This is a genomic window from Teichococcus oryzae (assembly GCF_008386565.1).
Lineage (GTDB): Bacteria > Pseudomonadota > Alphaproteobacteria > Acetobacterales > Acetobacteraceae > Pseudoroseomonas > Pseudoroseomonas oryzae.
Genome location: NZ_VUKA01000012.1, coordinates 59925 through 73705 on the forward strand (window position 1 = coordinate 59925; position 13781 = coordinate 73705).

The following is a 13781-nucleotide window of genomic DNA, read 5'->3' on the forward strand; positions in this document are numbered from 1 at the left end:
CGGAGGACCAGTCTGCGACGAAACCGCGCCAACCGCCCGACGGCGCGCTGGCCTGCCCGCTTTCTTGCACGACACTTGGTTCCATCGGCCTGCAGCCCTTTCCCTCGACAGCCCCTCCGGAACCCATCGCCGAGGGGCAGTGACATCGCGAAAGCTCATCCGTGCAGCAGCAATGCAAGAATGGCCAGCCAGACCAGAAGCATGAAATGCCAATACAGGGCGCAAAGATCGACGCTCAGCGTCATCCACCTGGCGGCCGTGCTGCGGCCGGTCCTGACGATCGTCCTGCCCCAGGCCACGAGGCCGCCCAGCAGGTGCAGCCCGTGCAGCGCGGTCAGCAGGTAGAAGAAGGCATTCGCCGGATTGGCAGCCAGGTAGAAGCCGCCTTCCGCCAGTTGCTGCCAGGCCATGAGCTGCCCGACGAGAAACAGAAAGGCGCTGGCGCCACCAGCCAGCAGGGCCTTGCGCAGGCTTGCGGCATCCCCGCGCCGGACGGCGATCTGCGCCCAGCCCATGGCCAGGCTGCTCAGGAACAGCACAATGGTGTTGGGCCATAGCAGCCATGGAAGCGGCAGGGAGCGCCAATCGCTCGCCATGTGCATCCGCATGGAATAGGCGCTGGCGAAAAGCGCGAAAAGCGAGCTCACAACCGCCAGGAAAACGCCAAGCGCGATCTTCTCCGCGGGCATTCCGCCGGCCGTGACCCCGCGGAATGCCTCCGCCGGCCCCGTTTCCAGCCATGGCTTCTCCATCAGCCGCTGGTGCGACAGCCACCACAGCGCGATGGTGGCGAGGGTGGCCACAAGAAGAAGGATGATGGTCATGGCGCGGCGCTCCGCGTGGCCTGCGCGGATGGCGGCTGGTTCTGCGGCAGGAAATCCTGCATGGCGCCGGGAACGCTGTAATCATAGGCCCAGCGGTAGACGACCGGCAGTTCACGGCCCCAGTTGCCATGCCCCGGTGGGGTTTCGGGGGTCTGCCATTCCAGCGTCGTGGCCCGCCAGGGATTGCCGCCGGCGGCCGCGCCATGACGCAGGCTCCAGATGAGGTTGAACACAAAAACCAGTTGGGCAAAGCCCACAATGAAGGCGGCGACGCTGACCAGCGCGTTGAGTTCCCCGGTGGACAACGGAATATCGCTCATCTCCCCCATCGCGTGGTAGCGCCGCGGCACGCCCATCAGGCCGAGGTAATGCAGCGGAAAGAAGATCGCGTAGGAACCGATGAAGGTGACCCAGAAATGGAACTTCCCCATCGCCTCGTGCATCATCCGGCCGGTGGCCTTGGGATACCAGTGATAGATCGCCCCGAAGATCACGAGGATCGGCGCCACGCCCATCACCATGTGGAAATGGGCAACAACGAACATCGTATCGGACAGCGGCACATCCAGAACGGCATTGCCGAGGAACAGCCCAGTAAGCCCACCATTGACGAAGGTGACGATGAAGCCGAGGGCGAAAAGCATCGGCACGGTCAGATGGATGTCTCCGCGCCACAGCGTGAGGACCCAGTTATAGACCTTGAGCGCGGTGGGAACGGCGATGATCAGGGTCGTCGTTGCGAAGAAGAACCCGAAATAGGGATGCATGCCGCTGACATACATGTGGTGCGCCCATACGGCGAAGCTCAGGAAGCCGATGATCACGATGGCCCAGACCATCATGCGATAGCCGAAGATGTTCCGTCGGGCATGCGTGCTGATGAGGTCGGAAACGATGCCGAAGGCCGGCAGGGCCACGATGTAGACTTCCGGGTGGCCGAAAAACCAGAACATGTGCTGGAACAGGATCGGGCTGCCGCCGCTGTAGCCGAGCGGCTGTCCCATCTCCACGATGGCGGGCATGAAGAAGCTTGTGCCCAGCAGGCGGTCGAACAACAGCATCACGGCCCCGACAAACAGGGCGGGGAAGGCCAGCAGCGCCATGACGCTGGCGGTGAAGATGCCCCAGACCGTGAGCGGCAGGCGCATCATGGTCATCCCCCGCGCGCGCCCTTGCAGGACGGTGACGACATAGTTCAACCCGCCCATCGTGAAGCCGATGATGAAGATGATCAGCGAAACCAGCATCAGGACGATGCCGGCATCGCGTCCCGGCGTGCCCGAAAGAATGGCCTGGGGTGGGTAGAGGGTCCATCCGGCCCCGGTGGGCCCGCCAGGTACAAAAAAGCTGGACATCAGCACCAGCACCGCCAGCAGGTAGGTCCAGTAGCTCAGCATGTTGAGATACGGGAAGGCCATGTCCCGCGCGCCCACCATCAGTGGGATGAGGTAGTTGCCGAAGCCACCCAGCAGCAGGGCCGTCAGCAGGTAGACCACCATGATCATGCCATGCATGGTGATGACCTGATAGTACTGGTTCTGGTCGATGATGGAGAGGCTGTCCGGAAAGCCCAGTTGCAGGCGCATCAGCCAGGACAGCACCAGGGCGACGAAGCCGGCCGCCAGTGCCGTTGCCGAATACTGCAACGCGATGACCTTGGCATCCTGCGAGAAGACGTATTTCGTCCACCAGCTTGTGGCATGGTAGAGATCGTCCTCAGGCACCTCAGCATGGCCTCTGCCGTCGAGCGGTTTTGCCGTTGCCTCGCCCACTGGTTTCCTCCTCGTCCCGCTGCCCGGGATCTGCATGCTGCCGCGTCAATGCGCGGGATGAACCGGCCCTTTCTCGGTGCGGCCATGCCCGGCCGCCGCGACGCTCTCGCTGGATGCAATGTTCGGGCTGCCGCGTGATGCGAATGTCCGCTGCGCACCAAGCCATGCCTGGTAGGCCGGTTCGTCATCGATGACGACCCAGCCACGCATGATCGCGTGGCCAACGCCACAAAGCTCCGCACAAAGGATCTGGAAGCGGCCCGTTCGGGTCGGGGTGAACCAGAACTGCGTGACCATGCCAGGAACCAGATCCATCTTGGTGCGGAACTCCGGCACATAGAAACTGTGCAGGACGTCGATGGAGCGCAGCAGCAGCTTGACCGGCTTGCCGACCGGCAGATGCAGATCCTCCGCTTCCACCACGATGTCATCCTGACCGTGCCGGTCGGCCGGGCTTATGCCCAGCGGGTTCCCGACGGGCTGCACGGCCCGGATGTCGGTGGTGCCGAGGCGGCCATCCTGTCCGGCCAGGCGGAAGTTCCAGGACCATTGCTGGCCAACCGCCTCCACCTCGACCGTATCCGAAGGCGAGGTGATGAACTGGTTCCAGACCATCAGCCCAGGCGCCAGCATCGTCGCGACACCGACCGACGTCGCGACGGCAAGGACCAGCTCAAGCCGCGTGCTTTCCGGCTCATATTCGGCGCGATGCCCTTCCCGGTGACGGAAGCGAAACAGGCAATAGGCCATGAAGATCATAACCGCCACGAAGACGATGCCGGTGATCCAGAAGGTCAGGTTGATCGCGCTGTCGATGTAATGCCAGTTCGAGGCGATCGGCGCCCACCACCATGGGCTCAGCACATGGAACAGGACGGAGCAGAAGGCGATGGCCAGCAGCGCGTAGGGCACCGCCTGGCCGGGCCACGGAGGCGGCTTGCCTTCCGCTTCGTCGAAGGAGATGCGGATCAGGTTGAAGATCGTGGCGACGCTGACGAAGGCGCAGGCCAGGCCGGTCCACATGAAGGTTGCATCGGCCGCACGACTGGCAATGAACAGTGCGGCGAGGCCGAACAATGCCACGCCTATGCCTGTCATCCATCGTGCGTCATTGTTCACCGCGCTGCCTCCCGGCCGACCACCGCTGACCGTTGGCGATCGTGCTTCCGATCCGACAAAATGCCCGGAGCCCAGCCTCGCGACGGCTCCGGCTTGGCTTTGCGGAAGCCTCCATGGAGCGTCCAGCCTGGATCAGCCAATATCGATCCGCCACGGATCGCGCCTTCAAAGCAACGCCGCTGAGCCTTCGCTGAACTTATGGTCCGGTTGGCGCTTCGCCGGAGAACGAACAGGCCATCTGGCACATTCCCCGCTCAGCCAGCGGCAGCAACCGCAGCCTCCACAAGGCACCCGATACAAACCAATCTGCAACGATCATGCTCCTCGTGGCGATCGGGCGTCAAGGCAAACGCCTTCTCCAGGCTGGTGGAATCCGGCGCAAGGCGCGCGCAGTTTTCGTTCGGAAGGCGGATCAGAATGGCGTAGGATCCGCTGTGCGCACGGGGCGTGGAACCTTGGGGCGAACCTGTTCAGGCATGCTCCAAGGGCAGCCATGATCCTCTTGGCAAAACAGTTCGGGAGGAGCAGACATGTCCATCCGGAACCCGATGGAATGGGGCGTCGATCAGTTCTCCGCCGCGGCCCGGTCAGCAGCCGCGGAAGCGGCGCGCCATGGCCGGGGCAATGCCCTCGGCAGATCGGCGCCCGTGATCCGCAGGATCAATGTCGCCGATCTCCGGGATGCCCTGGCCAGGGGCGCGGGCGATCTCGGTGCGAAGCGCGCGGACGTTATCTTTCTTTGTCTCATCTATCCCCTGGCGGGCTTCGTGCTGGCGCGGGCGGCGTCCGGCTACGGAATGCTGCCGCTGGTTTTTCCGCTCATCTCCGGCTTCGCGCTGATCGGGCCGGTCACGGCCGTGGGGCTTTATGAGATCAGCCGCCGGCGGGAGGAGGGGCTGGAAGCATCCTGGAAGGATGTGTTCAGCGTGGTTCATGCGCCCGGCTTCGACGCCCTGGTAGGCCTGAGCTTCGTGCTGCTCGCGATCTTCGTGGCATGGATCCTCGCCGCCTATGCCATCTTCCTGGCCACGCTGGGGCCCAATCCGCCGACCTCGATCGCCTCCTTCGCGAATGACGTATTCACCACCCCGGCGGGCTGGACGATGATCGTGGCCGGCATCGGCGTCGGCTTCCTTTTTGCCGTGCTCGTGCTGACGATCAGCGTCGTCTCCTTTCCCCTGCTGCTGGAGCGGGATGTCGGGCTTTCCGGGGCGGTCAGGACATCCGTCCAGGCCGTGCTCGCCAATCCGGGCCCAATGGCCGTGTGGGGAATGATCGTCGCGGGCGGGCTGCTGCTGGGCGCGCTTCCCGGGCTTGTGGGACTCATCATTGTTCTTCCCCTGCTCGGACATGCCACCTGGCACCTGTATCGCAAGCTGGTGGAGCATTGAGGGAAGGAGAGGCCAGCCGCCGGCGCGCCGGGACTGGCTGCGGAAGGCGGCCGGACCAATGCGCGGCGCGGCGGGCCGCCAATGCGGGCGCCGTCGGCTTTGCCATCATGGCTTAGATCGCGGCGCTTTCCCCGATCCGCATTCCACCGACTGCCTCTGATCGAGCAGAGCGCCGGATCGCAACGGCCAGCTCGAAGGCAATCCTTCTCGCCGCGTCGCCGAGGATGAGGCCATGATGCCGCTCGGCCATGTCGATCGTCTGGATCGAGGGAACCAGACGGCGCCAGACCTGAGCGGGGTCGTAGTTGCGCGGGTCCCTTTCGGCGCGGAAAAGGGTGACGGGGATGCCCGCCGGCAGGGGATCGGCACGATAGGCCGCATAGGCCCTCTCGCAGGCGGCGCGGACGCGGTTCAGCGGCTCCGGAAGAACACCCGCCCCGTCAGCACTGCCCGGTATAAGGCTGGGCGACAATCCGGCGGCGAGCCGGACCCGGTTCACCACATTCGCCATCTCGGCGGCCACGAAACGGCGGCGGCCGGCATTGTCCTCCTTCCAAAGGGTTGAGGCGTAGAGGCCGAGGCGGCCGAGGCGGTAGCGCAGCCAAGCGGCAGCCGTCAGGTTTCCGGGATGGAAGCCGCTGTCGAGGACGGCGAGCATCTCGACGCTGCGTCCCCTTGCCGAAAGAACCCGGGCCACCTCGGCCGCGACGAGCCCGCCAAAGGAATAGCCGCAAAGCGCATAGGCTCCCTCGGGCTGTGCCTCGATCAGCGCCCGCGCATAGAACTCTGCCATGTCCCCGACGGTGTTGTGCGGCGGGGTGCCGGGATCGAGCCCGGCGGCCTGCACGGCGATCACGGGCCGCCTCGTCTCCTCGGCAATGGCCGCGATCAGGCTGCGCTGCTCCACCACCGTCCCGGACATGCCATGAAAGGCGAAGATGGGCCGCCCGGCGCCAGCGGCGGCGGGCGCCAAGCAGGAATGCCCGCGCCCGGCCTCATCCAGGACCGCGGCGAGCTCCGATGCGGTTCTGGCGCCGAACAGCACGGACATCGGCAGCAGCCGCCCGAACTCGGCCTCCACCTCCAGCATCAGCGGAATGGCGAGCAGGGAGTCGCCTCCCAGATGGAAGAAGTCATCATCCGGTCCGATCGCGGCATTGCCGAAGGCGCGCCGCCATGCCGCGGTCATGCGCTCGATCCGGCTGGCGGAGGCGGGGAGGGGGATGGATGCAGGGGCCGGCGCCGCCGGGTCGAGCAAGGGGTGCAGCGACAGCTCGTTCAGGATCTCCGGATTGCGCAGGGCTTCCCGGTTGCGCACAGGCCGGCCGCTCACCGTGTCGGCGGCCGCCCGCTCGGAGCGCTTGCCGCTATGGGTGGTGGGAAGGTCGGTGACGCCTGCCACCACCGCCGGCACATGCGCGGAGGAGGTGCGCGATCCGATCTCCCGCCGGATGCGGAGCGACAAGTGGTCGTCCAGGGCAACATCGTCGCGCAGCACCACGAGCAAGGCGATGCGCGAGCGGCCGCCGGGCAGGGCCTGCTCAACCGCCATGGCGTCCACCACTTCCGGCACGGCGGATAGCGCGGCATAGATCTCGGCGGGGCCGATGCGGATGCCGTTGACATTGAGGATGCCGTCGGACCGGCCATGCAGGCGCCATCCACCTTCCGGTGAGGCGGTGACAAGATCACCATGGGTCCAGTAGCCGGGATTTTGCGCGAAGTAGGCCTGGCGAAGCCTCGTTCCGTCCGTGTCGCCCAGAAAGCAGACCGGACGCGATGGAAAGGGATTGGCGCAGACCAGTTCCCCCGGCTCGCCAGGCGCTGCGTCCGGAAACGGCAATGCGCGGACATCAAGGCCAAGGCTGCTGCACTGCGCCTCGCCACGCCGCACGGGCCGGTGCGGATGACCCAGCATGAAGCAGCCGATAATGTCGGTGCCGCCGGAGATCGATTGCACCGGGAGATCACCGACATGCTGGGTGACCCAGTCGAACTGATGGTCCTGCAGCACCGAGCCGGTGGACAGCACCGCGCGCAGCGCGCCGAGATCGAGCGACCGGCCGGGACTGTAGCCGCGCTCGGCGCAAAGGCGCAGATAGGGCGGGCTGGTTCCGAACACCGTGGCGCGCTGCGTGGCGGCAACGTGCCACAGCGTTTCAGGCCCCTCCACCGGGCCGTCCCAGAGCACCAGGGTCGTACCGCAGGCGAGCGCCGAAAGCTGCCAGTTCCACATCATCCAGGCGCAGGTGGTGTGGAACAGCAAACGGTCCGCCGGCCCGAGGGAGCAGTGCAGACGGTGTTCCTTGAAGTGCTCCACCATTGTGCCGCCGGCGCCATGCACGATGCGCTTGGGCGCCCCCGTGGTTCCGGAGGAAAACATGACAAAGAGCGGGTGGTCGAACGGAAAGCGCGCCCAGCCACCATCCGCCGCAGCATCGACTGATGCCAGGTGCCGCGTGGGAACCGCCGGATCGAGGCCTTCGGGCGCGTCGCCATCGGTGAGCAGCAGGCCAAGGGGCGGACGCATCGCGGACGCCAGTTCAGCCAGGCGCCTGCCGTCCCGCATGCCATCGCCGATCAGGAGCACCGCCTCCAACCCGCCGAAGCGCGAGAGGATGGCGGCCGGCGCCATTTCCGGCGAGCAGGATGAGAAGGCGGCGCCGATGGCGGCCGTGGCGAGGCAGGCTATGACGGCCGAGGCGTCGTTGCGCAGCACGGTGGCCACCCGGTCCCCGGAGCGGACGCCGAGCGCTTCAAGAGCGGCGGCGCTTTCGCTCACACGCCGCGCGAGTTCGCGCCAGCTCAGTGTTTCCTCGCGCCCTTCCGGTCCGCAGGCGATGATCGCGGGATCGTCCGGATGCCGCAGCCTGCCGCCCGCCAGCAGGCATTCGGCATAGTTGAGGCGGGCTTCGGGGAAGAAGCGTGCGCCTTCCACGCCATGGCCTTCCAGGGCGGGTTCCAGCGCACCACCGAAGGGAAGGCCCGACCACTGGACGAGAAGGGCCCAGAATGCCGGCTCCGCGACGGCGAATTCCGCGAATTCATCATCGTCCCGGAAGGTCCGGCCCAGTTGCCGGCTACACCAGCTTTGAAACTCCGCGAGCGGCGTGCGGGGGAATGCCTTGCCGGAAGCCTTTTGGCGGATCCCCGCTGAAACCTGATCCATGCCAGTCCTCACTGAACAGGCCCTGCCGGGCAGAGGCCTGCTGCGGCCGGGGAAGAGCCCTCAGAAAACGTCCGCACGCAAGAGGGCCATCGCATTTAAGAGCACCAGTATTATTAATGATCAATCTCAAGGCGAAGCCGTTCAAGCGCTCGTTTATGAAACGGTTTCAATATAACGACTTTTTGATTGATACGAGAAACAAGGCAGTCCGAGCTCAAGATACCCGTCAGAGTTGCAGAGCTTTAGCCCGCTAAATTGAATTCTGGCAACTTTTCGGCAATCTCGAAAGCTTGAGCGTTAGCTTCTCTCGCTGGGGTTGCATATCAGCAAATGCCTGACTTTCCCAGGAAGCAGGGAGGGCTATGCACTTTCACGATCATCGCATAACATCCCTTCGTCTAAAAATTAATTATTAGATATTAGTTTGGGACGATTCATGGTCTGGAGTGGACCAGAACAGGGGACCCAGAAGGGTCGAAGGGATCGCCATGAAGGTCGCGATTGTCCATTACTGGCTGGTCAACATGCGGGGCGGGGAGAAGGTCCTCGAAGCGCTCTGCGAGATGTATCCTGGCGCCGACATCTTCACCCATGTCTACGACCCATCCGCTGTTTCCGAGCGGATCCGGTCGCATCGGGTGCGGACAACAATGATCGCCCGCCTGCCCTTCGCGCGCAGGCTGTACCAGGCCTACCTGCCGCTGATGCCGCTGGCGCTGGAGCAACTCGACCTGCGCGAATACGACCTCGTCATCAGCAGCGAATCCGGCCCCGCCAAGGGTGTCCTGACGCGTCCCGACGCGCTCCATGTCTGCTACTGCCACACGCCGATGCGCTACATCTGGAACATGTATCTCGACTACAAATCCGGCGCGCCAAGGCTGTTGCGGGGGCCCATCCTTTATCTCGCGCACCGGCTCCGGAACTGGGACTACAGCACCGCCGCGCGCGTCGACTACTTCATGGCGAACTCGCACAACGTCGCCGAGCGGATCAGCAAGTATTACCGCCGCCCGGCCGCCGTGGTGTACCCGCCCGTTGATCTCGAAACCTTCGCTCCGCCGGCGGAGGCACCTCCCGCGGACAAGGCCGACGGCTTCTATCTCTGCGCCGGGCAGCTGCTGCGCTACAAGCGCGTCGACCTCGCCATCGAGGCCTGCCGCGCGCTGGGCCGGCGGCTCGTGGTGCTCGGCGCGGGCAGCGAGTACGAGGCGCTGCGGCGATCGGCGGGGCCGGAGGTCGAGTTCCTCGGCCGCGTCGACGACGCCACCCTGCGTTCATATTATGCGCGCTGCCGCGCCCTCCTGTTCACGGGCGAGGAGGATTTCGGCATCGTGCCGCTTGAGGCCATGGCCTGCGGCCGCCCCGTGATCGCCTATGGCCGTGGCGGCGCCCTCGAAACCGTGGCGCCCGGCATTTCCGGCCTGCACTTCCCCGAGCAGACAACCGCGTCGCTGCAGAAGGCGATCCTGCGCTTCGAGGCGCAGGAGCACATCTTCGATCCGGCAACCATCGCGGCCCATGCGGGCAAGTTCTCCAAGGCGGCGTTCCGCCGCGCGTTTCAGGCTTCCCTGGCGCATGCCGAGGAAAGCCGCCCGTTCAAGCCTTCATGGATGCAAGGGCGCTTCGCCGCGGAATACCGGGCCGGCCACATGGAAGCGGCGGAGTGAGTGCCGCCGGACAGTCGCCCTCGGTCCTTCACGTCATTGGCGACGGGTCCATGGGCGGCGGCACCACGGCAGTCCTGCAACTGGCACGGCGCATGAGGGCCGCCGGTGCCGATGTGCGGATCGCAACCGAGCCGGGATCGCCCCTGGTGGCAGAGGCCGGCCTGTCCGGCATCCGCTGTTACGAGATCGAGTTCAGGCGGCGTCGGGATTCGGCCCGCATCGCCGTGCAATTGCGGAGGGTTATGCGCGACGCGGCGCCGGATGTCGTGCACGCGCATGGCGCCCGCGCCGGCCTGCCTTGCGCATTGCTGCCACGATCCGGCCGTCCACCCCTGGCCTACACGGTGCATGGCTTCCACTACCACGCCAAGCCATTCCCGATGCGCAGCCTCGCTCGGTTCAGCGAGATGGCCTGCATCCGCCGCTCCGACGCGACCGTGTTCGTGTCGGCCAGTGACATGGCGACGGCCCGGCGGGACGGCCTCGCGACAGCCCGGACATGCCAGAAGGTTATCTATAACGGCGCCGAGGTTCCCGCTTGCGCGGGCGGCGCGCCAACCCACGATGTGGCCTTCCTGGGTCGTCTTCACCCCCAGAAGAATCCCCTTATCCTGGCGGAGATCGCGCGGAAGGCGCCGCATTGGCGCTTTCTGGTCATTGGCGATGGCGAATTAATGCCGGCCCTGCGCGCCAGGATCGCGGAGCTTGGCGTGGAAGACAGCTTCACCTTTGCGGGCGCCCTCCGGCGGGAAGCGGCGCTTCAGGCCCTGGCCGGCTGCCGTGCCATGGTGCTGCCGTCTCTTTGGGAAGGCCTGCCGATCGCGGTGGCGGAGGCGATGCATCTTGGCGTTCCCGTGGTGGCATCGGATCTCCCCGGCCTGCGCGAGATGGTCGTGCATGACGTGACAGGTTATCTGGCGCCGAGCGGCCGTGCCGAGCTGTTCGCCGATGCCCTGTGGCGCCTCCTTCATGAAGAAGGCGCCGTGGCGGAGAGCGGCGCGCGCGCGCGCGAGCGCGCGGCATGCTTGTTCTCGCTTGACCGGCAGGTATCGCGGCATCTTTCCCTTTACGCCGGCCTCATGGGCCGCATCCCTGCAACCAATGCCGCGGCGGGGAGCCGGGCCGGGTGAGGTTCGCGCTGCGTGCCCTTTCCGCGTTGCTCGGGGCTACGGTTCTGGGTTCCATGGTTGCCCTGGCGACGCAGATTCTTGCCGCCCGCTGGCTCGGTGCCGAGGCCTACGGGCAGTTCGCGGCGCTGATCGTGGTGGCGAACCTCGCCACACCGGTCAGTTCCGCCGGCGCCAACTGGTTCCTGATCCAGGCCTGGGGCGAGGAAGGCCGCGCCGCCCGCCGCTGGGTGCGGCCGCTCGCGCGGCTGGTCTCGGCCACGATCCTGCTGTCCATGGTGATGGTCTGCGCCTACGCGCTGCCGGCGGAGCAATGGGGCGGGGTTTCCGCCGCCTGGGCCGCGGCGGCGGGAATCGCGGTGTTGCTGGGTCAGGCAGCCTTGGAACTGGCCAGCGCGCGGCTCCAGGTGGAGCGGCGTTTCGGGACGCTCGCCGCGTGGCAGGCCGGCGCGCAGGTGGCGCGCTTCCTGGCCCTGCTGGCCGCCGGCCTGGCCATGGGATGGCATCCCACCATGGCCGCCGTGCTGGCTGCCTATGCCGCGGCCGGCCTCGCGGTCGCCGCCTCGGGGGCCGCAATCCTGAGCCCGCTCTGGCCCCGCCGCGGGGAAGAAGCCTCGCCAGGCACGCGGGAGGCGGTTCGCCGGGCGCTGCCCTTTTCGCTGATGACCGTGTTCTACGTTGTCTACTTCCAGTCCGGCGTGGTGCTGCTGGAATGGCAGTCGGGGGGCGCGGCGGCGGCTGCCTTCAACGCCGCTCTCCTGCTCGTCGCGGCCGCGTCGATGCTGCCGCAGGTGGTCTACATGAAGTTCCTGGCCCCCCTGATCAGCCGCTGGGCCGTGCATGACCGGGCGCGCTTCAGCGCGGTGTTCCATGTGGGGTCGTGGTCCATGCTGGCCGCGGGCGCGGCCGGGGGCGTGCTGCTCGCCGTCAGCGGGCCCTGGGTTCTTCCGCTGCTCTTCGGTCCCGAGCTCGCGGGCGCGGCACCGGTGCTGGCGGTCCTGGCGCTGGGCCTGCCGCTGCGCTTCCTGCAGGCTTCCTACAGCGCCGCCTTTGTCTCGCCCGCCGAAGTCGCCATGAAGGTGCGCTACCTGGGCGTGGCGGCGGCCTGCGGCCTGGTGGCCAACCTGGCCCTGGTGCCTTCGATGAACGCCATCGGGGCGGCGCTAGCTTCCGTTGTGGCCGAGGCCGTTCTGCTCGGCCTCCACATGGCGGGCGCCGCGCGGGCGATCAAGGGAATCGCCCTGCGCGACCTGCTGCGCCCGTCCGTGCCCGTGGCCTCGCTGCGGCTGCTCATGAGGAGGGACGCCAATGCGGGGTGATCGGCTCCATGCCGCCCTGCTCTGCGCGGCGCTGGCCTTCCTGCTCACGGCGGCGCCGCCCGTTTCGGCCAACCGCCTGACGGAGCGGCTGGGCGATGCCGGCGTCACCGCGGGCCTTGGCGTGAATGTCCATTTCCCGCCCGGCCGGCCCCGGGATTTCGCGAGGATTCGGGCGGCCGGCTTTCGCGTGGTGCGCACCGACCTGCTTTGGGCCCATACGGAAACCGAGCCTGGCCGCTATGACTGGCGTGCCATGGACTCCCTCCTGCGCGAGATGGAGGCGCATGGCCTCAAGCCCTTGCTGATCCTGGCTTATTCCAACCCGCTCTACGCACCGCGCCTGGAAGGCCGCCCGGATGCGCCCTCGCTCAGCCATGCCGCGCCGCTGGAGGGCCCGGCGCGGGAAGCGTTCATGCGCTTCGCCGAGGCCGCGGCCAGCCATTACCGCGGGCGCGTCATCTGGGAGGTGTGGAACGAGCCGGACCATAATTTCGGCCACCCCGTCGATCTGCGCGCCTATCTCGGCTTCGCGGCGGAGGCCTGCGCGCGCATGCGTGCCCGGGAGCCGGAGGCGGTGGTGATCGGCCCCGCCGCATCCGGCTTCCTGTGGTGGTTTCTCAAGGCGTTCCTGGACCAGGACGCGGAGGGCTGCTTCGACGCCGTCAGCGTGCATCCTTACCGCGACCGCGCGCCCGAGGACGTGATCGCCGACTGGGTGGCGCTGGAAGCCTTGGCCCGCCAAGCGGCTCATGCCCATGGACGTCCGCCGGCCGCGCTGGCCAACACCGAGTGGGGCTATTCCTCCACCGGCGGCGAGTGGAGCCGGGAGCGCCAGGCGGATTATGTGGCGCGGCTTTGGCTGCTCGACCGCATGGCCAAGGTTCCGCTCACCATTGTTTACGACTGGTGGGATGACGGCCCCGACCCGCGCGAGAAGGAGGCCAGCTTCGGCATCGTCGATCATGGCGGCGTGCCGAAACCGTTGCATGGCAGCCTGTCGCGGCTGGCCGCCGAGCTGGATGGCCTCCATTACCTGGGACGGATCGCGGCAGGGCGGAACAGCACCTTCCTGCTGGCCTTCGGCGACCGCTCGGGGGAAGTCGCCAAGATCGTGGGCTGGGAAGCGGGGAAGGCCGCCATGTCGGTGGCCGGCACGCCCCACTGCGGCCCTGGAGAACCGGGGCAACCCTGCCATCTGAAGGACATCGCCCTGCAGGGCGCCCCGCTGGCGGTGGGTGCTGCCCCAATGGTGCTGGTGCGAGGGCCCGATGGCGCCTTCCGGCTGCAAGGGGCACCGCAGTGATCCGGATTCCCGCGCTGGCAAGCCTGGCGCCGCAGCGCCACGCATCCGCCAAAGCCTGGCGCTGCGCCGGCCATCCGTGGCCACGGA

The 13781-nt window shown here is 66.8% G+C and carries 9 protein-coding genes; 5 read left to right on the forward strand and 4 right to left on the reverse strand.

Going from position 1 to position 13781, the window contains the following annotated elements:
* Positions 1 to 155: 155 nt before the first annotated feature.
* The 3 genes from F0Q34_RS17130 to F0Q34_RS17140 all read right to left on the reverse strand — a co-directional run bounded on the left by F0Q34_RS17130 (position 156) and on the right by F0Q34_RS17140 (position 3694).
* A complete protein-coding gene (locus F0Q34_RS17130; protein ID WP_149813468.1) occupies positions 156 to 824 on the reverse strand; it encodes a cytochrome c oxidase subunit 3 in 669 nt (222 codons plus the stop codon).
* Positions 821 to 2548, reverse strand: a complete 1728-nt coding sequence (ctaD, locus tag F0Q34_RS17135; protein WP_241665552.1) for a cytochrome c oxidase subunit I — start codon at positions 2546 to 2548, stop codon at positions 821 to 823. Before ctaD ends, F0Q34_RS17130 begins: the two co-directional genes overlap by 4 nt.
* 93 nt (positions 2549 to 2641) lie before the next feature.
* Positions 2642 to 3694: a cytochrome c oxidase subunit II gene (locus F0Q34_RS17140; RefSeq protein ID WP_241665553.1), complete on the reverse strand. Its 1053-nt coding sequence runs from the start codon at positions 3692 to 3694 to the stop codon at positions 2642 to 2644.
* 551 nt (positions 3695 to 4245) lie between these two features.
* Here F0Q34_RS17140 and F0Q34_RS17145 point away from each other — a divergent pair.
* Positions 4246 to 5106, forward strand: coding sequence for a DUF2189 domain-containing protein (locus F0Q34_RS17145; protein ID WP_149813470.1), 861 nt, complete (start codon positions 4246 to 4248; stop codon positions 5104 to 5106).
* Positions 5107 to 5218: 112 nt separating this feature from the next.
* Here F0Q34_RS17145 and F0Q34_RS17150 read toward each other — a convergent pair whose 3' ends face one another.
* The gene (locus tag F0Q34_RS17150) at positions 5219 to 8275 is read right to left on the reverse strand and encodes an acetoacetate--CoA ligase (RefSeq protein ID WP_149813471.1); all 3057 of its coding nucleotides are present in this window, start codon (positions 8273 to 8275) and stop codon (positions 5219 to 5221) included.
* A gap of 488 nt (positions 8276 to 8763) precedes the next feature.
* Here F0Q34_RS17150 and F0Q34_RS17155 point away from each other — a divergent pair, with 488 nt between their 5' ends.
* The 4 genes from F0Q34_RS17155 to F0Q34_RS17170 are packed head-to-tail and all read left to right on the forward strand — an operon-like array spanning position 8764 to position 13694.
* The gene (locus F0Q34_RS17155; RefSeq protein ID WP_149813472.1) at positions 8764 to 9945 is read left to right on the forward strand and encodes a glycosyltransferase; all 1182 of its coding nucleotides are present in this window, start codon (positions 8764 to 8766) and stop codon (positions 9943 to 9945) included.
* The gene (locus F0Q34_RS17160; RefSeq protein WP_161600928.1) at positions 9942 to 11075 is read left to right on the forward strand and encodes a glycosyltransferase; all 1134 of its coding nucleotides are present in this window, start codon (positions 9942 to 9944) and stop codon (positions 11073 to 11075) included. The genes F0Q34_RS17155 and F0Q34_RS17160 overlap by 4 nt, the downstream gene beginning before the upstream one ends.
* On the forward strand, positions 11072 to 12391 hold the full coding sequence (locus F0Q34_RS17165; protein ID WP_149813474.1) for a lipopolysaccharide biosynthesis protein: 1320 nt from the start codon (positions 11072 to 11074) through the stop codon (positions 12389 to 12391). Before F0Q34_RS17160 ends, F0Q34_RS17165 begins: the two co-directional genes overlap by 4 nt.
* Positions 12381 to 13694, forward strand: a complete 1314-nt coding sequence (locus F0Q34_RS17170; RefSeq protein ID WP_149813475.1) for a glycoside hydrolase 5 family protein — start codon at positions 12381 to 12383, stop codon at positions 13692 to 13694. The genes F0Q34_RS17165 and F0Q34_RS17170 overlap by 11 nt, the downstream gene beginning before the upstream one ends.
* The last annotated feature ends 87 nt before the right edge of the window (positions 13695 to 13781 follow it).